Annotated in this window: 23 protein-coding genes; 21 read left to right on the top strand and 2 right to left on the bottom strand. The window is 66.3% G+C overall.

Going from position 1 to position 19222, the window contains the following annotated elements; all coding sequences use genetic code 11:
• Position 1 precedes the first annotated feature (1 nt).
• Positions 2-883, bottom strand: coding sequence for a FliM/FliN family flagellar motor switch protein (locus GW587_RS24600; protein ID WP_166107534.1), 882 nt, complete (start codon positions 881-883; stop codon positions 2-4).
• 570 nt (positions 884-1453) lie between these two features.
• On the opposite strand from GW587_RS24600, the gene fliE reads away from it, so the two are divergent.
• From fliE to GW587_RS24515, 17 genes are all read left to right on the top strand, one after another.
• Positions 1454-1804, top strand: a complete 351-nt coding sequence (gene fliE, locus GW587_RS24595) for a flagellar hook-basal body complex protein FliE (protein ID WP_166107533.1) — start codon at positions 1454-1456, stop codon at positions 1802-1804.
• Between the two features lie 22 nt (positions 1805-1826).
• On the top strand, positions 1827-3578 hold the full coding sequence (fliF, locus tag GW587_RS24590; RefSeq protein ID WP_371875651.1) for a flagellar basal-body MS-ring/collar protein FliF: 1752 nt from the start codon (positions 1827-1829) through the stop codon (positions 3576-3578).
• Complete coding sequence (locus GW587_RS24585; protein ID WP_166107532.1) at positions 3562-4602, top strand: flagellar motor switch protein FliG; 1041 nt, start codon at positions 3562-3564, stop codon at positions 4600-4602. The genes fliF and GW587_RS24585 overlap by 17 nt, the downstream gene beginning before the upstream one ends.
• Positions 4599-5309, top strand: coding sequence for a flagellar assembly protein FliH (gene fliH / locus GW587_RS24580; RefSeq protein ID WP_166107531.1), 711 nt, complete (start codon positions 4599-4601; stop codon positions 5307-5309). Before GW587_RS24585 ends, fliH begins: the two co-directional genes overlap by 4 nt.
• The gene (fliI, locus tag GW587_RS24575; protein ID WP_166107530.1) at positions 5306-6616 is read left to right on the top strand and encodes a flagellar protein export ATPase FliI; all 1311 of its coding nucleotides are present in this window, start codon (positions 5306-5308) and stop codon (positions 6614-6616) included. Before fliH ends, fliI begins: the two co-directional genes overlap by 4 nt.
• Entirely contained in the window at positions 6613-7044 is a 432-nt protein-coding gene (gene fliJ, locus GW587_RS24570; protein WP_166107529.1) for a flagellar export protein FliJ, read from the top strand. Before fliI ends, fliJ begins: the two co-directional genes overlap by 4 nt.
• 101 nt (positions 7045-7145) lie before the next feature.
• On the top strand, positions 7146-8570 hold the full coding sequence (gene fliD / locus GW587_RS24565) for a flagellar filament capping protein FliD (protein ID WP_166107528.1): 1425 nt from the start codon (positions 7146-7148) through the stop codon (positions 8568-8570).
• A 44-nt stretch (positions 8571-8614) separates the two neighbouring features.
• Positions 8615-9004 (top strand): flagellar export chaperone FliS, encoded by a 390-nt coding sequence (gene fliS / locus GW587_RS24560; protein WP_166107527.1) that lies wholly within the window; start codon positions 8615-8617, stop codon positions 9002-9004.
• A complete protein-coding gene (locus GW587_RS24555; protein WP_166107526.1) occupies positions 8997-9314 on the top strand; it encodes a hypothetical protein in 318 nt (105 codons plus the stop codon). Before fliS ends, GW587_RS24555 begins: the two co-directional genes overlap by 8 nt.
• Positions 9311-10798, top strand: a complete 1488-nt coding sequence (locus tag GW587_RS24550; RefSeq protein WP_166107525.1) for a flagellar hook-length control protein FliK — start codon at positions 9311-9313, stop codon at positions 10796-10798. The genes GW587_RS24555 and GW587_RS24550 overlap by 4 nt, the downstream gene beginning before the upstream one ends.
• An 8-nt stretch (positions 10799-10806) precedes the next feature.
• Positions 10807-11301, top strand: coding sequence for a flagellar basal body-associated FliL family protein (locus tag GW587_RS24545; protein WP_166107524.1), 495 nt, complete (start codon positions 10807-10809; stop codon positions 11299-11301).
• 40 nt (positions 11302-11341) lie between these two features.
• On the top strand, positions 11342-12079 hold the full coding sequence (locus GW587_RS24540; protein WP_166107523.1) for a FliA/WhiG family RNA polymerase sigma factor: 738 nt from the start codon (positions 11342-11344) through the stop codon (positions 12077-12079).
• Between the two features lie 51 nt (positions 12080-12130).
• Positions 12131-13051 (top strand): flagellar motor stator protein MotA, encoded by a 921-nt coding sequence (gene motA / locus GW587_RS24535; protein ID WP_166107522.1) that lies wholly within the window; start codon positions 12131-12133, stop codon positions 13049-13051.
• Positions 13035-14075 (top strand): flagellar motor protein MotB, encoded by a 1041-nt coding sequence (locus tag GW587_RS24530; RefSeq protein WP_371875650.1) that lies wholly within the window; start codon positions 13035-13037, stop codon positions 14073-14075. The genes motA and GW587_RS24530 overlap by 17 nt, the downstream gene beginning before the upstream one ends.
• Positions 14076-14113: 38 nt before the next feature.
• Complete coding sequence (locus GW587_RS24525; protein WP_166107520.1) at positions 14114-14389, top strand: flagellar biosynthesis anti-sigma factor FlgM; 276 nt, start codon at positions 14114-14116, stop codon at positions 14387-14389.
• Positions 14386-14820 carry a flagellar export chaperone FlgN gene (flgN, locus tag GW587_RS24520; protein WP_371875649.1) on the top strand — a complete coding sequence of 145 codons (435 nt, stop codon included), beginning with the start codon at positions 14386-14388 and terminating at the stop codon, positions 14818-14820. The genes GW587_RS24525 and flgN overlap by 4 nt, the downstream gene beginning before the upstream one ends.
• On the top strand, positions 14807-15580 hold the full coding sequence (locus GW587_RS24515; protein ID WP_166107519.1) for a glycoside hydrolase family 73 protein: 774 nt from the start codon (positions 14807-14809) through the stop codon (positions 15578-15580). Before flgN ends, GW587_RS24515 begins: the two co-directional genes overlap by 14 nt.
• Here the strand turns inward: GW587_RS24515 and flgA are convergent.
• Positions 15561-16283 carry a flagellar basal body P-ring formation chaperone FlgA gene (flgA, locus tag GW587_RS24510; protein ID WP_229259634.1) on the bottom strand — a complete coding sequence of 241 codons (723 nt, stop codon included), beginning with the start codon at positions 16281-16283 and terminating at the stop codon, positions 15561-15563. The genes GW587_RS24515 and flgA overlap by 20 nt on opposite strands.
• 164 nt (positions 16284-16447) lie before the next feature.
• Here flgA and flgB point away from each other — a divergent pair, with 164 nt between their 5' ends.
• From flgB to GW587_RS24490, 4 genes are read left to right on the top strand one after another with little or no spacing between them, the layout of a single operon-like run.
• A complete protein-coding gene (gene flgB / locus GW587_RS24505; protein WP_166107517.1) occupies positions 16448-16810 on the top strand; it encodes a flagellar basal body rod protein FlgB in 363 nt (120 codons plus the stop codon).
• 13 nt (positions 16811-16823) lie between these two features.
• Positions 16824-17246: a flagellar basal body rod protein FlgC gene (gene flgC / locus GW587_RS24500; protein WP_166107516.1), complete on the top strand. Its 423-nt coding sequence runs from the start codon at positions 16824-16826 to the stop codon at positions 17244-17246.
• Between the two features lie 3 nt (positions 17247-17249).
• Entirely contained in the window at positions 17250-17933 is a 684-nt protein-coding gene (locus GW587_RS24495; protein WP_166107515.1) for a flagellar hook capping FlgD N-terminal domain-containing protein, read from the top strand.
• A 14-nt stretch (positions 17934-17947) separates the two neighbouring features.
• Positions 17948-19219 (top strand): flagellar hook protein FlgE, encoded by a 1272-nt coding sequence (locus GW587_RS24490; protein ID WP_166107514.1) that lies wholly within the window; start codon positions 17948-17950, stop codon positions 19217-19219.
• Positions 19220-19222 lie beyond the last annotated feature (3 nt).

The raw sequence follows: 19222 nt of genomic DNA, 5'->3' as shown, positions 1-19222 counted from the left end.
ATTATTCGGCGTCTTCAAAAGAGGTTAAACAGAGTTTGCCCTTGTGCTCGGTGACCGCCGCGGTGAACAGGCGGGAATCTTCGAGCAGGACGTCGGCCCTGGCCAGGCTGATCGGGATCACGTCGCCGACCTGCAGGTCGAACAGGCTACCCAGTTGCACTTCCTTGCTGGCCAGGCGGCCGGTCAGGCCGACCTGCAGCCGTTGCGCCAGCGGCGGCGGCGCCTTGGCCTTCTTGCCGGCGTCGCGGTCGCGCAGCAGGCCGCGCAGCACGCCGGCCATCAGCTGCTTGTCGAGCGCGAACCAGAAGCGGCCGGTGGCGCCGCCGGCGACGTCGGCCAGCGTGACCACGATGGTCCAGCTGCCCTTGGCCGGATGCGCGCCCGGGGCCGGCTTGAAGCCGGCGTCGGCCGCCTCGGCGGCGCCGTCGGCGGGCGCCGGCTTGTCGCCGGCGGGCAGGTTGAGTTCGATGCGTCCGGCCAGCGTGCCGGCCAACTGTTGCCCCAGCACCACAGCCAAACGTTCTTCGGTGGCGGTCACTTTGACCGCGCTTTCATCGACCGCGACGGCCGATTCGCTGGCCTTGGCGTTGCCGTAGCGGTAGTTGAGCACGCTGAGCAGCACCTTGCGCTCCAGCGAAAAGCCGATCTGGCCGGCCGGCGCGGCAAAGCTGAGCCAGCGGCCGCGCGCGTCGCTGGCCTCGAGCCGGCTGAAGGCGACGTCGTCGACCTGGAATCCGCCCCAGTAGCGGCGGTTCATATTGAGCCGCATCGACTGGGCCAGATCGTCCCGCAACTGCGCCGCGAAAATGTGCAGCAGGTGCACCGGCCGCCCCAGCAGGGTCGGGTCCAGCACTTGATGTTGCGTCTGTTTTGTCATTGTCATGTATGGCCCATGTCGGGTATTTCTGCGCTACTCCGCCATCATCGCACTATCCAGCCAAAAACTGGTTACTTCCAGCGCAATTTTTTGTTGCTTTGCGGATTGGAATGCCGATCCGGTAGCACAGGATACATCAAAATTCACATTATTGCTATTGAACAATATTTGACTTTGTAAATTTCCGGAGGGTAAATTCCACTTTACAAGAATGTTGCTAGCCGGTAAGCTTAAAGCATGTAGTTGCGGTCTTACGCTGCTCTGCAACAAACATCAACTGCACACGCTTAGTGAATGATTCATAACGAATTTTGCCACAAGAAAACTGTTTTGATACTGAATTCACAGCACGGTGCAATAAGATTACTTCCAGTAAGTAAATCGATAAGAAATCAGGACATCGACCCCCATGCGGCGTCGGCGTTTGACCGACAGGCCTACACTATCTTTTTTACAAGACTGTGACATGGACCCGGCGCTTACTCGGCTTATATACAACGGAGGGCTTGCTGCTTTCCGGCAATCTCGATAAGGTAGGCATGTGGGACAAATGTGGGAACGAACGGGGGTGGCAAGATGAGTAACGGATTTTCCAGCCTGATCCAGGCTGACCTGGCGTCGCTGACCAATGCGGCGCACAGCCTGGCCAACAGCAGCGGCACCATCGCCGCCGCCAACCAGTTCGGCGCCCAGGATGCGCAGGCGGGCGGCTCCTTCGCCCAGTCGATGCAGGAAGCGATCGGCAGGGTCAACAACCAGGACGCGGCGGCCGGTCAACTGATGGCCGACGTCGACGCCGGCAAGAGCGACGACCTGGTCGGCGCCATGCTGTCGAGCCAGGAAGCCGGCCTGTCGTTCCAGATGCTGATGCAAGTTCGCAACAAAGTGATGGGCGGCTTGGACGAGCTCATCAAATTACCGCTGTAACGTTTCCGCGAAAGCACACCCCGTGATTAACACCTTCAAGTCCGCCTTTGAGCGCTGGCGTGCGAGCCCGGCCGCCATGTCGCTGCCTCCGAATCTGCTGAAAAACCTGTACCCCCTGCTGTTGCTGGCGATCGGCGTGACCGCCATGGTGTTGATGTACCTGTGGAGCGACCAGTCCGGCTACAAGCCGGTGTTCGGCGCCCGCGAGCGCGTCTCGGCGCCCGACATGATGGCGGTGCTGGATACCGACCACATCCCTTACCGCCTGCATCCGGAAAGCGGCCAGGTGCTGGTGCCGCAGTCGATGCTGGGCAAGGTGCGCATGCTGCTGGCCGCCAAGGGCGTCACCGCGCAGCTGCCGGCCGGCCTCGAACTGATGGACAAGAACGACCCGCTGGGCGTGTCGCAGTTCGTCCAGGACGTGCGCTTCCGCCGCGGCCTGGAGGGCGAACTGGCGCAATCGATCATGACGCTGGACGCCATCTCGCACGCGCGCGTGCACCTGTCGATCGCCAAGTCGACCTCCTTTGTCTCCTCCGACGGCGAGAAATCGTCGGCCTCGGTGGTGGTGGCGCTCAAGCCCGGCCACATCATGTCGCCGGAAGCGATCGCCGCCGTGGTCAACATGGTCGCCGGCAGCGTCGCCAGCCTGAACCCGCAGCGCGTCAGCCTGGTCGACCAGACCGGCAACCTGCTGTCGGCCCACATCGACCTGACCGACGGCTTCGACGCCAGCAGCAACGGCAACGACGCCGGCAAGCGCTACCAGGACGAGGTCAAGGCCAACGTCAAGAATCTGCTCGGCCCGGTCATCGGCGACGACAACTACCGCATGTCGGTCGCGGCCGCCGTGGACAACGACAAGGTCGAAGAAACGGTGGAGAAATACGGCGCCGATCCGAAGGTCACCAGCGAAGCCATGCGCGAAGAGCAGGACCGCAACCGCCAGGTGATGGGCGTGCCGGGCACGCTGTCGAACCGGCCGCCGCCGGCCAGTCCGAATCCGGCCGACGCCGCCAAGCCGGCCGCCGATCCGTCCGCCCTGCCCGACGGCAGCGCGCGCAAGAACGCCACCACCCGCCAGTACGCCTACGACCGCAGCATCGTCCAGACCAAGCGCAGCCGTGGCCGGCTTGAAAAGCTGAGCGTGGCCGTGGTGCTGGCGCAGGCCGCCGCGCCGACGCCGAAGACCGGCTGGAGCGCCGCCGAGATCGCCAACATCGACAAGATCCTGCGCAACGGCCTGGGCATCAACGCCGCGCGCGGCGACCAGCTGGTGGTGTCGGCGATGAACTTCCCGCCCAAGGCCGCCGTGCCGCAATGGTGGGAAGAGCGCGACAACATCGTCGACATCAGCACCTACGTGATCTACGGCATCGCCGCCCTGCTCGGCTACTTCCTGCTGCTGCGCCCGATCATGCGTCTGGTCACCATGCGCTTCACGCCGGATCCGAAGGAAGCGGCGCGCATCACCGCCGAACGCCGCGCCGCCGAAGCGGCCGCCGTGGCCGCCGCCAAGGAAGCCAAGGAAGCGGCCGCCAAGGAAGCCGGCGTGCTGCCGGGTCCGGCCGGCGCCGGCGCCCCGGCGCTGCCGGGCGCGGCCCAGCAACCGGGCATGCCGGTGGTGCCGCTGCTGGAAAACTACGACCTGCCACCGCCCGGCTCCGCCGTCGACGTCATGGTCGACCACCTGAAAGTGCTGGCCGCCAAAGAACCGGAACGGGTCGCCGAAGTCGTCAAACAATGGATGCAGAAAAATGGCCGATCTCAATAACATGGACGACGAGTCCGAATACAACGCCGGACCGGCCAAGCTGTCGCCGGTGGAACAGGCCGCGATCGTCCTGCTGAGCATAGGCGAGGAGCCGGCCGCCGCCGTGCTGCGCTGCCTGTCGCGCGAGGAATTGCTGGAGGTGACGCAGGTGATGTCGCGCATGAGCGGCATCAAGGTGGAGTCGGTCAAGACCGCGATGCAGACCTTCTTCGACGACTACCGCCAGCAGTCCGGCGTGCACGGCGCTTCGCGCAGCTACCTGAAGCGCTCGCTGGACCTGGCGCTGGGCGGCGACCTGGCGAACACGGTGCTGAACAACATCTACGGCGACGAGCTGCGGCCGAAAATGGCGCGGCTGCAATGGGCCTCGCCGAAATGGCTGGCCGACTACATCTCCAACGAACACGTGCAGATGCAGGCGGTGTTCGTCGCCTTCCTGCCGGCCGCGCTGGCCGGCCAGATCATCGACGCGCTGCCGCAGGACGGTCGCGACCTGGTGCTGCTGAACCTGGCGCGCATGGAGGAAGTCGACCGCGACCTGCTGCAGGAGCTGGACGACCTGGTGGTGCGCTGCCTGTCCTCGTTCGATTCGCAGAGCACCAGCGTGGAAGGCATCCGCCAGACCGCCGAGATCCTCAACCGGCTGCCGAGCAACCGCGCCCAGATGGTCGAGCTGCTGCGCGCCCACGATCCGGACGTGGTGTCCAAGATCGAGCTGTCGATGTACGACTTCTTCATCCTCGGCAACCAGTCCGAGGTGGCGATCACCCGCATCATCGAGGAAGTGCCGCTGGAACAATGGGCGATCGCGCTCAAGGGCGCCGAAGTGTCGATCCGCGACGCCGTGCTGAAGACCATGCCGAAACGCCAGGCCCAGGCCTTCGAGGACATGATGCGCCGCGCCGGCCCAATGCCGATGTCGCGCATCGAGCAGACGCGGCAGGAAATCATGGCCAGCGTCAAGGCCCTGGCCGACGCCGGCGAGATCGAGATCCAGCTGTTCGCCGAACAGGTGATCGAATGAAGCAGTTCCGCGCCTACCGTTTCCCGCCGCTGGCGCAGTTCACCAACATGGCGCACCAGCGCGCGGCGGCGCAAAGCCACAACAACGGCAACGACGGTGGCGCCCAGTGGGCCGCCTCGGTCAGCGAGGGCTTCGAACAGGGCCAGCGCGACGGCTACGAAATCGGCCTGGCGCGCGGCCAGGAGGACGGCTTTGAAACCGGCCGCCTGTCCGGCCAGGAACAGGGCCGCGAGGAAGGCCGCCACGAAACGCTGGTCGCCTACGACCAGATGGCGCGCCCGGTCGACGCCATGCTGAAAAGCCTGAAGAAGCTGCGCTCCGACTACCGCGCCGCGCAGCGCAAGGAAGTGGTCGACCTGGTGGCCAAGGTGGCGCGACAGGTGATCCGCGCCGAACTGGCGCTGCAGCCGGTGCAGCTGATGGCGCTGGTCGAGGAGACGCTGGCGTCGATGCCGCCGACCCGCGAGGAGATCGACGTGTTCCTCAATCCGGAGGAATTGAAGCGCATCGCCGAACTCGATCCGAAGCGCTCGAAGCGCTGGAATCTGATTCCCGACGCCCGCCTCGACGCCGGCGAGTGCCGCATCAAGGCTGGCGATAATGAAGTTGATGCCGGATGTCATCAACGTCTTGCCGCTGTCATGGAACAGGTCGATAATCAATTGCAGGCCGCCGACGGCGGCGACGAATCGGAGAGCGACGAGTGATAGCCGACGCCTTACGCAACCTGGAGCTGGGCTCCGTGCCGATGGCGACCCCGACCGGCCGCCTGGTCGGCGCGTCCGGCTTGTTGCTGGAGGCCGTAGGTTGCCCTTTGCACACCGGCCAGCGTTGTCAGATTGAGACAGTCGGCGGCGAATGGCTGGACGCGCAGGTGGTTGGCTTTCGTGACAAGCTTTCCTTCCTGATGCCGTTCAAGAAAGCGATCGGCCTGACCACCGGCGCGCGGGTGTTGCCGCAGCCGGAAAAAGTCAGCCTGCAGATCGGCTCCAGCTGGCTGGGCCGCATGGTCAACGGCCTCGGCGAACCGATCGACGGCCTCGGCAAGCTGAGCGGCGACTTCCCGCTGGAGGCGCAGCCGCCGCGCATCAATCCGCTGAAGAAAAAACCGGTCACCGAACCGCTCGACGTCGGCGTGCGCGCCATCAACGCCATGCTGACGCTGGGCAAGGGTCAGCGCGTCGGCCTGATGGCCGGCTCCGGCGTCGGCAAATCCGTTTTGCTCGGAATCATGACGCGCCAGACCGTGGCCGACGTGGTGGTGGTCGGGCTGATCGGCGAACGCTCGCGCGAGGTGCGGGAATTCGTCGACATGTCGCTCGGCAAGGAAGGCTTGGCCAAGGCGGTGATGGTGATCGCGCCGGCCGACGAAAGCCCGCTGATGCGCATCATGGCGACCGAGCTGTGCCATTCGATCGCGGCCCATTACCGCGACCAGGGCAAGAACGTGCTGCTGCTGGTCGATTCGCTGACCCGCTACGCGATGGCGCTGCGCGAAGTGGCGCTGGCGCTGGGCGAGCCGCCGGCCACCAAGGGCTATCCGCCGTCGGTGTTCTCCAACCTGCCGCAGCTGGTGGAATCGGCCGGCAACGGCGAGAACCAGAACGGCAGCATGAGCGCCATCTACACCGTGCTGGCCGAGGGCGACGACCAGCAGGATCCGGTGGTCGACACCGCCCGCGCCATTCTCGACGGCCACATCGTGCTGACCCGCGAGCTGGCCGAGCGCGGCCACTACCCGGCGATCGACGTCGCCGCCTCGATCAGCCGCTGCATGACCCAGGTCATCAGCCACGAGCACATGCTGGCGGCGCGCGCGCTCAAGGCCAGCATGGCGCGCCACGACCGGGTGCGCGACCTGATTCCGCTCGGCGCCTACATGCCGGGCGCCGATCCGGTCACCGACAAGGCGGTCCAGCTGCACCCGCGGGTCGAAGATTTTTTGTGCCAAGGCACCAAGGAAGAGGCGCCGTTCACGCCTTGCGTAACGCAACTTGAGAAGCTGATGACATGAGCCAACACAATATCCGCAACCTGACCACCCTGGTATCGCTGCGCAACACGGAAGTCGAGCGCCTGCAGACCGAAATGGCGGAAAAGACCAGCCTGCGCGACCGTTACCAGAAGAACCTGGAGCGCCTGACCGGCCTGTACACCAACAGCGGCGCCAGCGGCAATCTGCACCCCGCCCTGGCCGGCAACTGCGGCGACTACAAGCAGGCGGTGATGCGGATGGCCGACAGCCACCGGCTCGACCTGCACATGCACGAGGCCGACATGGCGGTGTCGCAGCAGGCGCTCAACGCGGCCTGGGCCAAGCGCGAAGTGCTCGGCAAGGTGTTGGATAAACAGCAAAAGGTGGTGCTGAAAGAACAAAACGCCAAGGAACGCAAGCAGCACGACGACCTGGCGACGCAGTTGTGGTTGCGCAGTCAAAAATAACCACAGTTACAAAAAATAGTTAGAAATATTTTCATACGGAAACGATTAGGGTCGCCCTATATCAGGGTACACTTCATTTCATCCTTTCCAGGAGCAAGATCATGTCAGTTATCAGCAGCCCCGTCTACGACCCGGTGAAGTACTCCGAAGGCTTGGCGAACGACTACGTGGCCGGCGCCAAGGCCGCCAACGACGCGCGCACCGCGGCCGCCGCCGCGACCGCGACCGCGCTGGGCACGCTGGGCACGGCGCTGAGCGCTTTCCAGAGCGCGATGTCGGCGCTGCACTCGAACACCACCGCGATCACCGCCAACACCGCCGTCTTCAGCAACACCGCGATCGGCACCGCCACCGCCGGCGCCGACGCGGCCGCCGGCACCTACTCCTTCTACGTTGAAAAGCTGGCCACCGCCGGCCAGGTGTCGTACGACGTCGGCGACAGCGCCGCCGTGGGCGCCGGCTCGATGAACGTGATGCTGGCCGACGGCTCCAGCTTCCAGGTCAACCTGGCCAACGCCGACAGCAACGGCGACGGCACGCTGACCGCCAAGGAAGTGGCCGCCGCCATCAACGCCACCGCCGCCAACAACTCGCGCGTGACGGCCTCCACCCTGACCGTCAACGGCCAGGCCAAGCTGGTGCTGACCTCGGCCGAGACCGGCGCCGACAACGCGGTCGCCTCGATCGACGTCAGCGGCCTGGGCAGCGCATCGCTGCAGTCGCAGCTGTCCAGCGGCACCGTGCTGACCACCGCCAACGACGCCATCGTCTGGGTCGGCGGCACCAACGGCACCAAGGTGGAACAGGCGTCCAACACCTTCTCCGTGATCGACGACGTCAAGTTCACCATCACCGCCGCGCAGGCCACCGGCGCCGCCCCGGTCACGCTGACCGTGGCCGCCGACAAGACCAGCACCGCGACCAACGTGCAGACCTTCGTCACCGCCTACAACACCCTGCTGGCCGTGTTCGACAAGCTCAGCGCGGCCGGCGACCACACCGTGATCGAGCCCAGCACGCCGGACGGGGTGCCGACGCCGACCACCGCCGACGGTCCGCTGTACAACGACGCCGGCCTGTCCAACCTGCGCGACCGCCTGGGCGCCGCGCTGCGCACCGCCACCGGCGGCCTGTCGCTGATCAGCTTTGGCATTTCGTCCAACAAGGAAGGCGTGCTGACGCTCGACACCAAGCGCCTGGACAAGGCGGTCGCCGCCAATCCCGGCAAGCTGGAATCCTTGTTCGGCCGCGCCGGCATCGGCGTCGACGCCGGCGCGATGGGCGCGATGAACAAACTGGTCAGCACCTGGAATTCCGGCTCCAATAGCGTCATCAGCGGCCGCAAGGAACAGAACAGCCGCCTGCAAACCGACCTGGCGCAGCGCGCGGTGTCGATCAAGAGCCAGTTCGACAGCGCCTACAAGCGCTACCTGACGCAATTCACCTTGTTGCAGACGCTGCAGGCCTCGATGACCAACACCTCGAACATGTTCGAGGCGATGTTCTCCACCAGCAGCAATAATTAATCCTTAGCAAACGCTCCACGCATCATTACCGTACGGTGAACACCATGTTGAACCAGGAAGCCTACAGCAGTTACCACTCCACCAATCTGGACGCCCAGGTCGCACGGGCGTCGCCGATCGAGCTGGTGCTGGTGCTCACCGACGGCCTGCTCGAAGAGCTGGCGCGCGCGCGCGGCCACATCGTCGGCAAGCGCTACGAGCGCAAGGCCATCAGTCTCAACAAATGCACCGACATCATCAACGGCCTGTCGAGCTCGCTCGACTTCGACAACGGCGGCGAGGTGGTGGAAAACCTGGGGCGCCTGTACGAATACTGCGCCGGCCGGCTGTACACGGCCGGCGTCAGCCTCGACCCGACCATCATCGATGAAGTCACCACGCTGCTGACCACGATCAAGAAAGGCTGGCTGGGCGTGCAGGCCAAAAATGGATAGACAACGCACTTTGCTGCAAATGGCGCAGAAAATGAGCGCCGCCGTCGCCGCCGAAGACTGGAACATGCTGGCGGCGATGAACACGTTGATGACCACGACATTGCCGCAGATGGCCGCGCACGGTCCATGGAACGCCGGCGAACGCGCCGCCCTGTCGGCGCTGCGCCAGATCCATGACGAGGCGGTCAAGCGCTGCGACCGCGCCGCCGAGGATCTCGGGCGCCGGATGAATGAAATGCAGGCCAACCAGGAAGGCTGGCTGGCCTACGCCCTTTACAGCGACCAAGCAGATAACGGAATCAACGCATGAGCATGACTCTCTCGAACGCCGCCGCCGCGGCGAAAGCGGCGCAAGCCGAGCTGACCGCGCCGGTGGCCGCCAATAACGGCGCGGCCGCCGCCAAGCCGGCCGGCAACGGCAACGGCGCCAGCGTCGCCACCGCCAAGGGCAACACCGCCCCAGCCAAGCCGGCCGCGCAGGCGCAGGCCAAGCCGGTCACGTCCGGCAAAGCCGCCCAGCCCGCCCCGGCCGCGCCGCAGCAGGCCGCCGCCCAGCCCGCCCAGCAGCCCGCCGCCGACGTCGCGCCGGCCGCCGCCCCGGCCCCGGCCTTCGCCCAATTGCTCAACCTGGCCGACCTGGCCGCCGCCGTCGCCAGCGACGACGGCAGCGACACCAAGACCGCCGCCGACGACACCACCGGCTCCGGCAGCGGCGCCGCCGACAGCGTGCTGCCGGCCATGATCACCTCGCTGCTGAACCTGTCCGCCGCGCCGCCGGCCCCGGCCGCGCCAACCGCCACCGCCGCTCCGGCCGAAGGCGAGACCGCGCGCGTCGACGGCGTCGGCGCCGGTGCGACCTTGAACAACAGCGCCACCCGCCTGAACCTGTCGGCCGCCGGCGTCGCCGTCAACCCGGCCAGCGACGCCGCCAGCGTCGCGGCCCAGGCCGCCAACGCCGCGATCCAGGCCGCCGCCGCGCCGGCCGGCACGCCGCAAAATGTCTACACGCTGGCCAACAGCGCCACCCAGGCCGCCGCCGCGCGCCAGGGCAAGGCCGAAGCGCCCGCCCCGGTCGCCGCCGACGCCGCGGCACCGGCGCCCGCCCCGGCACCGTTGGCCGCCGCCGCGCCGAGCGACAACACCGCGCCCGCCGTCGCACAGAGCCTGCCGCGCGTGGCGCCGCGCGCCGCCGACAGCGCCGCCGCCGCGACCCCGGCCGCCGCCGCGCCGGCCGCGCCGCGCGCCACCACGCTGGCCCAGGACGACGCCGGCCGCGCCAGCGCCGTTCCGGCCTCCAACACCAGCGGCGTCAGCCTGGCACAGGCCGCGCCGGCCGCCACGCCGGCCGCCGCCGCCGCCACCGTCAAGCTGGCCGGCGCGCCGGAGCAATGGCAGCAACCGCTGCGCGAAGCGCTCGGCGACCGCCTGCAGGTGCAACTGCAACGCAACAACGATCACGCCGTGATCCGCCTGGAACCGCCGAACATGGGCAGCATCGAGATCTCGATCCGCCACAGCGCCGGCGCGCTGCAGGTGAATCTGTCGGCCAGCAACAGCGAAGTGGTACGCCAGCTCAACACCATCGGCGACAGCGTGCGCCAGGACCTGTCGACCCGCCAGTTCGCCGACGTCGCGGTGACGGTCTCGTCGTCGCGCGCCCAGGCCCAGGCCCAGGGCGACGGCGCGGGCGGCCGCAACGGCCAGCAGCGCGACCAGAACGAAGGCCGCACGCCCGGCCGCGCCCTGTCCGACGACGACAGCACGTCCACTTTTGCCATGACCGACCGGGAGTAATCCGTTAAATGAAGAACATGAAAATCATCATCGCATTCGTGCTGGTCGCCGTGGTCGGCGCAGCGGTCGCGGGCGGTGCAGTCTGGTACATGTCGAAAGGCGACGAGCCCGCCGCCGAAGCCAAGGGCAAGGACGGCAAGGAAGGCAAGAAAGTCGCCAAGAAGGAAGAGAAAAAGGATAGCCTGCCGCCGAAGTACCTGACGGTGGACAAGGTGATCATCATGCTCAAGCGCCAGCCCGGCGACAACCTGACCCATTATCTGTCGGCCGACCTGGTGATCACCACCGACGCCAAGCTGGAGAAGGAAGCCAAGGAAAACCTGCCGCTGCTGCGCAGCGTGGCGGTGCGCACCCTGTCCAACCTGCCGATGGCCACCGCGCAAGGAATGAGCATCGACCAGTTCGCGGCCGAACTGAACAAGGCATACGACGAGACCTTCGAGCACGAGGGCCGCGAAAAGCCATTCACCGAAGTCATGATTGGCAAACTCATCATCGAGTAGCGGCATTGAGCGGGCAAGCATGAAGACCAGTGGAGCGGGCATGGGATACGTAGAGCAATTCGCAGACGCTTATGCCGAAAGCTATGGCGAGGGCGGCGCCGCGCCGACCGCGCACAGCATGGCCGACGAGCAGAAGCATCTGCTGGCGTATGCGCCGCTGGTCAAGCGCATCGTGCGCCAGTTGAACTCGCAGATCGCCGGCGCCATCGACCGCGACGACATGGAGCAGATCGGACTGATGGGTCTGCTCGAAGCGCTGCGCCGCTACGGCGAGCCGGACGGCGCCTTCGGCAGCTACGCCAGCCTGCGCGTGCGCGGCGCCATCCTCGACGAACTGCGGCGCCAGGACTGGCGTCCGCGCGCGGTGCGCCAGCAGAGCCACAAACTGCGCGACGCGGTGCGCGCGCTGACCCGCAAGCTGGGCCACGAGCCGAGCGAAGCCGAGATCATGGCCGGGCTGGCGCTGACGCCGGAAGCCTACCAGGCCTACCAGATGGACGAAAACGCCGAGCTGATCGCCAGCTTCGACGAAGTGCTGCAGGAAAGCGTCAGCAACGACAGCGCGCCCAGCCCGGAAGACCAGTTGATGGTGCGGCGCAGCCTGGAGCAAGCCTTGCGCGGCCTCGACGAGCGCGAACAACGGGTGGTGCAGATGTACTACGAGTTCGAGCTCAGCTACAAAGAAATCGCCGCCGTGCTGGACCTGACCGACGCCCGCGTCTGTCAGCTCAACAAGGCGGCGCTGGGGAAGATGAAAGCAGTTCTGCAAAGCGCCTGACCGGCGCGGTGCGGCAAAGGATAGAAAAATGACGCGGAAAGGCGAATCATCATGCAGCAAATAGTCGGCATACTCATAGTTTTAGGCAGCGTCTTCGGCGGCTTCTTCCTGATGGGCGGCGCCTTCCATCAGATCTGGCAGCCGATCGAGCTGATCGTGATCGCCGGCTCGGGCCTCGGCGCGCTGGTGATCGGCAATCCCGGCCACGTGCTCAAGGAGATGATGACGCAGATTAAAAAAATCATCACCAAGAAAAAATACGACTCGGAATTCCAACGCCAGCTGCTGCTGCTGATGTACGAACTGCTGCAACTGGCCGCCGGCGGCCTGAAGGCGCTCGACGCGCACGTCGAGGCGCCGAAGGACAGCCCGCTGTTCCAGCGCTATCCGCGCGTGCTGGAGGAGCCCAAGCTGCTGGCCTTCATCGTCGACAACTTCCGCCTGATGGCGATGGGCAAGATCAACGCGCACGAGCTGGAAGGCGTGCTGGAGCAGGAACTGGAATCCATCCATACCGAGCTGGAGCAGCCGGCCAAGTCGCTGGGCAAGATCGGCGAGGCGATGCCGGGCTTCGGCATTCTGGCCGCCGTGCTGGGCATCGTGATCACCATGAACACCGTCAGCGAAGGCGCGACCTCGGGCGAGATCGCCGAGCACGTCGGCGCCGCGATGGTCGGCACCTTCATCGGCATTTTCCTCTGCTACGGCCTGATCGACCCGCTGTGCAACATGATGAAGCAGCTGGTCAGCTCGGAAAGCTCGAACAAGGAAACCGTCAAGGTGGTGCTGGTGACCCACGTCGCCGGCAAGCCGCCGCTGCTGGCGATCGACGCCGGCCGCCGCCTGGTCGCGCTCAACATCAAGCCGAGCTTCGCCCAGCTGGAACGCTGGATCAACGACCTGGAGGGCCGCGACAGCGCCCCAGCCGATGACAGCTCGCGTCGTGGAGGCCGTGGTGCTAAAGCCGCATGACAAGGCCGGGCATGAGCAAACCATCGTCAAGCGCGGCGGTGGCAAGCACAAGCACGACGACCACGGCGGCGCCTGGAAGGTAGCCTTCGCCGACTTTTGTCTGGCGCTGATGTGCCTGTTCCTGGTGCTGTGGCTGATGGCCGCGCGCAACACCGAGTCGCTGCAACAGATCCTGACCGAGGCCGACGGCGCCAAGACCGACCAGGGCAAGGGCGTGATGCCGGAGCAAGTCGGCGGCCCGCGCGGCAGCCTGATCGACCGCTTCCCGATGCCGCACACCGGCAGCACCGAGGAGCCCGGCGACCGCAAGGCGCGGGGCGAGGCCAACACCCGCACCAGCGGCGACAGCGGCGACACCGGCGCGCCGGCGGAGGAAACCAAGGTCAAGTACGACAGCCCGTCCGACCTGGCGGCGCTGTCGCGCGCCTTGACCAAGATGAGCTCGGACTTCGGCCTGACCTCCAACCTGGAAGCCATCGTCACGCCCTACGGCCTGCGCGTGATGTTGCACGACACCGACCGCCAGGGCATGTTCGTGCGCGGCAGCGCGGTGCCGACCGACAAGTTCCGCGCCCTGCTGCGCAAGATGGGTCCGCTGTTCCGGCAAATGGAAAACCAGATGCTGATCGTCGGCCACACCGATTCGCTGCAATACGCCGACACCAGCTACGCCGCCTATTCCAACTGGACGCTGTCGTCCAACCGCGCCATGTCGGCCCGGGCCCAGCTGCTGGCCGGCAGCATGAACCCGGAATCGGTGCTGCAGGTGGTGGGCATGGCCGACCGCGCGCCGCTCGACACCAAGCGGGTCGACGCCGGCGTCAACCGCCGCATCGAACTGCTGATCCTGACCACCGGCCAGGCCAAGACCATCGCCGCGATGTTCGGCATGCCGGAAAACAGCAATATGCTGATCCATGACGTCGACACCGCGCTGCCGGACGCCACCCTGCTGCAAAAGTTGCGCAACCAGCTCGGCGGCGGCGGCGACAGCCCGCTGCGCGATCCGCGCCGCAACAAATAAGAGTTCGTATGGAAACCAAGCCAACCAGAGGCACACGTATGAGAATCTCGACATCGACACCGGACGGCGTGGCCGTCCAGCGCGTGGCCGACAGCGCCCCGGCCGACGCCGCCGAAGCGGTCGGTCACGCGCCGGCCCCGGCGCCGCTGCAATCGGCCGTGATGCAACCCGCGCTGCAGGCGATGCGCGAGATGCCGGAAATCGACCAGGAAAAAATCGACATGCTGCGCGACGCGCTGGCCAAGGGCGAACTGCCGTTCGACCCGGCCAAGCTGGCCGGCCTGATCCAGCGTTTCCACGGGAGCGAACCGTGAGCGTGGCCGCCCTGACCCGCCAGGACGCCATGCGCCAGCTGTTGGACGGCATGGCGCAGGACCTGGTGGCGTACCAAGGCTTGAAGGACTTGCTCGGAAGGCAATTCGAGGCCGCGATCAGGCACCGCACGACCGAGCTCGGCACGGTGGCGGAGGCGATTTCGACGCTGGTCGACGAGCTGCAGGCGCGCCGTCAACACCGCGTGGCGCTGGTGCAACGTCTGGTGGGGCCCGCCGCCGGCATGCTGCAGGCTTTTGCCTTGCTGAAAAATGCCGGTCGGGAGAGAATGGAGGCGGACTGGAAAACGCTGGAACAGTCGGTAATCGAATGCAAGCGTCTCAGCAAGCGCAACAGCGATTTGATGGTTGAGCAATACAGCATCATGCAGCGCGTGCTGCATGGCGAGGAGCAGATTTATGCGCCAGCTTAGCGGGACGCAGGCCACCGCGCCCACCACCGCCACGGTATCGAACATGAGCGCCAGCCGCCCGACCGCGGCGCTGGGCGCCGCCGCGTCCCAGGGCGGCTTCAACGCCACCTTTACCCGGGTGCAGCACGATGTGGCCGCCTACATCGCCAACGGCGACGGCGGCTTCGCCAACGACGCCCCCGCCGCCTCGTCGGCCCAGGCGCTGAGCCTGCAGGCGATGGCGCTGCGCAACCGCAGCGCCGGCGCGATCGCCGGGGCAGGCGCCGACACCGACATCCAGCAACAATTCCTGGCCTCGATCAAGCCCTGGGCCGAGGAAACCGGCGCCAGGCTGGGGGTGTCGGCCGACGTGGTCGCCGCCCACGCCGCGCTGGAATCCGGCTGGGGCCGGCAGCCGCTGAAGACCGCCGCCGGCAGCACCAACAACCTGTTCGGCCTGAAGGCCGGCGGCGACTGGCGCGGCGCGGTCGCGGCCGCCAGCACCACCGAATTCGAACACGGCGCGATGCTGCGCAAGACCGAGACCTTCCGCAGCTACCCGGACGCGGCCAGCGCCTTCCGCGACTACGCCGACCTGCTGACCAGCAATCCGCGCTACCAGGCCGCGCTCAACACCGGCAGCGACGCGCGCGCCTTCGCCAGCGGCCTGGCGCGCGGCGGCTACGCCACCGATCCCAACTACGCCGACAAGCTGAGCAAGATCGCCACCCAACTGCAACGCGGCGGCGGCATCGCCCGCCTCACTCCGTCGGCGGACTGATGGCGGCGGGCATGTCGAGCGGTTCCACCGTCGCCGCGCCCGTCACCCGGGCCCGGATCACGGTGCCGTTGGCATTCTTCACCCGCACCGCGCTGCCGCGCGCGCCGCTGTCGAGCGCCTCGCCGGCCATGCTGACCTCGATCTGCTCGCGCCGCGCCACGATGCGCACCGGCTCGCCGCGCTTGACCATGGTCGGCGACGCCAGCAAGGCGCTGCGCAACACCTCGCCGCCGCGCAGCGCGCGCTTGCCGCTCAAGCCGACCGCTTCCTTCGGATCGGCGATGCTGTCGGCGATGGCGGAGATATCGTGGCGCTCCAGCAACACATCTTCATCTGCCAGAATTTTCCCCGCGCCAACATCGTTTGCCATCACGGCAATGCGCGCCGACACCTGGGCGCGCACGATGAACTCGTACCGCCAGCCGTCGGCGCCGGCGCAGACGGCGATGAAACGCATGCGCGCCGGCTGCCGCGTATCGGCCGCCTCGACCGTCACGGCCCGGCCGCACGGGGCCAGCGCCCTGCTGCCGCGCACCACGTTCAGGCTGAAGTTCGGCTCGACCAGGCCGGCGCCGTCAGCCCAGCGCTGCACATGCAGCTTCGCCGCCGCCTCGACGATGGCCGGCACCTGCTCGGCGGCGGTCGAAACCGGCGCCGCCAGGGGCGTAGAAATTGTGATGCAAAGCAGCAATACGCCGGTCAAACCAGTTACAATACATTTGTTGAACATGAGCAATACCTCTACTATGATGCCGAGAGCGGCGGCGCGTCATGCGCTCGGCCGCCATTCTACATGGGCGATGGCGGTTTGCACTCATGCGATAACGCAACACCAGTATCACCGCAAAGACAGTAAAGGGGAAGAACATGGGCATTAACTTCAAAGACGTGTCCGGCCTGCACGGCGACGCGCTACACCTGCGCTCCGACCGCACGCGCATCCTGGCTGCCAATATCGCCAATGAGAACACGCCCGGCTTCCAGGCCCAGGACATGGACTTCGCCGCCACGCTGGCCAACACCCAGGCCGAGGCCGGCGGCGACATCGGCGACGGCGGCGACAGCGCGCTGATGTACCGCGTCCCCTACCACCCCACCCGCGACGGCAACACGGTCGAGATCGGCGTCGAACAGGCCGCGTTCTCGCAGAACGCCACCGACTTCCAGACCAGCCTGACCTTTGTGAACATGAAGTTCAAAGGTCTGGCGAAAGCCATCAACGGCCAGTAAGAAGGAGCAGCGCATGTCGTTCAAGAATATTTCGGAAATCGCCGGTTCGGCGATGGCGGCGCAGTCGGTCCGCCTCAACACCATCGCCAGCAACCTGGCCAACGCCGACTCCGTGGCCGGCACCGAGGGCGAGACCTACCGCGCCCGCAAGCCGGTGTTCGCCACCGTCATGAGCGACGGCCCGGACGGCATGAACTCGGCCGGCGGCAAGGTGCAGGTGCTGGACGTGGTCGAATCGTCCGAGCCGCTGCGCAAGGTCTACGAACCGGGCCATCCGATGGCCGACGGCGAGGGCATGGTGTACTACCCCAACGTCAACCAGGTGGCCGAGATGACCGACATGATGTCGGCCTCGCGCGCGTTTGAAACCAACGTCGAAGTCCTCGGCCGCATCCGCACGATGCAGCAGTCCCTCCTTAAACTCGGTGAAGGTTAAGCCATGACAGTCAGTCTCCTCAACAACAACGGCGGCAGCGGCAGCGCCGACACCGGCACCAGCGTGTTCGGCAACAGCGCCAGCGAAACCTCCGACATGTTCACCAAGCTGCTGGTGGCGCAGATCCGCAACCAGGACCCGTTGTCGCCGACCGATCCGGCGCAATTCGTCCAGCAGTTGACCCAGCTGTCGCAGACCGAATCGCTGCAGAGCCTGACCAGCGTCACCACCGCCAGCGCCAGCGCGCTGTCGAGCCTGCAGGTGATGGCGCTCGGCGCCCAGGTCGGCGCCGACCTGATGATCACCACCAAGCAAGTCGTGCTGGACGGCGGCACCAAGGTCAGCGGCCAGACCGAGCTGACCGCGGCCAGCAGCGCGACCAAGCTGGTGCTGACCGGCAGCGACGGCGTGCGGCACGAAACGGACCTGGGCACGCAGCCGCCGGGCCCGCTCACCTTCAGCATCGATCCGGCCAAGCTCGGCCTGCCGGCCGGCACCTATGCGGTGGAAGTGACCACCAGCAGCAAGGAAACCCCGAGCATCGACATCCAGGGCCGCCTGAACAACGTGCGCCTGCTGGCGACCGGCGCGGTGCAGCTTAATGTCAGCAACATCGGCAACACCGGTTCCGACACCATCAGCGCGTTCAACGGCAAATCCGCCTCCGCCACTCAATCTGTTCTCTAAGGAAGGTCTCCACCATGAGTTTCGATATCGCATTGTCTGGCATCCAGGCCATCAACACGGCGCTGGACGTCACCAGTCACAACATCGCCAACGCCGGCACCTACGGCTACAAATCCAACCGCGCCAACTTCTCGACCCTGGTGGCCGGCAATCAGCTGACCGGCGTGACGGTGGGCTCGACCACGCAGAGCATCGGCTTGTCGGGCGGCATCCTCAACACCGGCAACACGCTGGACGCGTCGATCAACGGCCGCGGCTTCTTCGTCACCAAGGCCAGCGACAACAGCCTGCAATACACCCGCGTCGGCATCTTCAAGACCTCGACCGACGGCTACCTGACCGACGCCTCGGGCCGCAAGGTGCAGGGCAAGACCATCACCCCGCCGAGCACCGCGCTGGGCGCCGAAGGCGACCTGAAGATTCCGAACGGCGCGATTCCGGCGCAGGTCAGCACCGCCGCCAGCTACCTCGGCAACCTGTCGTCCGACTGGAAGGTCGCGGCCGCCTATCCGGGCGTGGCCACCGTCACCCCGGACACGCCGCCGGACAGCAGCACCTACAACCTGACCCGCGTCACCCCGCTGTACGACACGCTGGGCAAGCAGCACAGCCTGACCCAGTATTTCAGCCTGACGGCCGCGGGCACGGTGGCGGTCAACTACACGCTGGACGGCAACGCCATCCCGGCCACCACCACGCTGAATTTCGACACCGTCTCCGGCCAGCTGATCCCGGCCGATCCGGCGGTACCGAAGACCGTGGTCGACCTCGGCGACCTGAGCTCGCTCGACACCAGCGACGCCACGCTGTGGCCGAACTTCGTCAGCGGCGCCAAGATGGCCACCGACGTCACCATCGACTACACCGGCACCACCTTCTTCTCCGGCGAATCGACCACCGCCACCAACACCAACCTCGACGGCTACAGCTCGGGCACCTACGCCGGCATCGAGCTGGGCAACGACGGCTCGGTGATCGCCAAGTACAGCAACGGCCTGAAGCAGTCGGTCGGCAAGCTGGTGCTGGCCACCTTCGCCAACGAGGGCGGACTGACCCAGATCAACGACACCAGCTGGATCGCGTCGGCCGAATCGGGCATCGCCAACACCGACGTGGCCGGCACCGGCATGAACGGCAAGCTCAGCGTCTCCACGCTGGAACAGTCCAACGTCGACATCACCTCCGAGCTGGTCGGCCTGATGACGTCGCAGCGCAACTACCAGGCCAACTCCAAGGTCATCCAGACCGAGAGCACCATGCTGCAATCGCTGATGCAAGCGATCTAAGGA

It is taken from the genome of Duganella aceris, assembly GCF_011090165.1.
In the GTDB taxonomy this organism is placed as follows: domain Bacteria; phylum Pseudomonadota; class Gammaproteobacteria; order Burkholderiales; family Burkholderiaceae_D; genus Rugamonas; species Rugamonas aceris.
This window is presented reverse-complemented; position numbering and strand designations above follow the sequence as displayed.

What these genes read in the sequence shown, in the direction of transcription:
- fliJ (WP_166107529.1), top strand. Translation starts at nt 6,613, where the DNA reads ATGAGCCAACACAATATCCGCAACCTGACCACCCTGGTATCGCTGCGC.
- fliE (WP_166107533.1), top strand. Translation starts at nt 1,454, where the DNA reads ATGAGTAACGGATTTTCCAGCCTGATCCAGGCTGACCTGGCGTCGCTG.
- GW587_RS24495 (WP_166107515.1), top strand. Translation starts at nt 17,250, where the DNA reads ATGACAGTCAGTCTCCTCAACAACAACGGCGGCAGCGGCAGCGCCGAC.
- motA (WP_166107522.1), top strand. Translation starts at nt 12,131, where the DNA reads ATGCAGCAAATAGTCGGCATACTCATAGTTTTAGGCAGCGTCTTCGGC.
- GW587_RS24525 (WP_166107520.1), top strand. Translation starts at nt 14,114, where the DNA reads ATGAGAATCTCGACATCGACACCGGACGGCGTGGCCGTCCAGCGCGTG.
- fliH (WP_166107531.1), top strand. Translation starts at nt 4,599, where the DNA reads ATGAAGCAGTTCCGCGCCTACCGTTTCCCGCCGCTGGCGCAGTTCACC.
- GW587_RS24550 (WP_166107525.1), top strand. Translation starts at nt 9,311, where the DNA reads ATGAGCATGACTCTCTCGAACGCCGCCGCCGCGGCGAAAGCGGCGCAA.
- GW587_RS24555 (WP_166107526.1), top strand. Translation starts at nt 8,997, where the DNA reads ATGGATAGACAACGCACTTTGCTGCAAATGGCGCAGAAAATGAGCGCC.
- flgB (WP_166107517.1), top strand. Translation starts at nt 16,448, where the DNA reads ATGGGCATTAACTTCAAAGACGTGTCCGGCCTGCACGGCGACGCGCTA.
- GW587_RS24585 (WP_166107532.1), top strand. Translation starts at nt 3,562, where the DNA reads ATGGCCGATCTCAATAACATGGACGACGAGTCCGAATACAACGCCGGA.
- fliD (WP_166107528.1), top strand. Translation starts at nt 7,146, where the DNA reads ATGTCAGTTATCAGCAGCCCCGTCTACGACCCGGTGAAGTACTCCGAA.
- fliS (WP_166107527.1), top strand. Translation starts at nt 8,615, where the DNA reads ATGTTGAACCAGGAAGCCTACAGCAGTTACCACTCCACCAATCTGGAC.
- GW587_RS24490 (WP_166107514.1), top strand. Translation starts at nt 17,948, where the DNA reads ATGAGTTTCGATATCGCATTGTCTGGCATCCAGGCCATCAACACGGCG.
- GW587_RS24545 (WP_166107524.1), top strand. Translation starts at nt 10,807, where the DNA reads ATGAAGAACATGAAAATCATCATCGCATTCGTGCTGGTCGCCGTGGTC.
- GW587_RS24515 (WP_166107519.1), top strand. Translation starts at nt 14,807, where the DNA reads ATGCGCCAGCTTAGCGGGACGCAGGCCACCGCGCCCACCACCGCCACG.
- GW587_RS24540 (WP_166107523.1), top strand. Translation starts at nt 11,342, where the DNA reads ATGGGATACGTAGAGCAATTCGCAGACGCTTATGCCGAAAGCTATGGC.
- GW587_RS24600 (WP_166107534.1), bottom strand. Translation starts at nt 883, where the DNA reads ATGACAATGACAAAACAGACGCAACATCAAGTGCTGGACCCGACCCTG.
- flgC (WP_166107516.1), top strand. Translation starts at nt 16,824, where the DNA reads ATGTCGTTCAAGAATATTTCGGAAATCGCCGGTTCGGCGATGGCGGCG.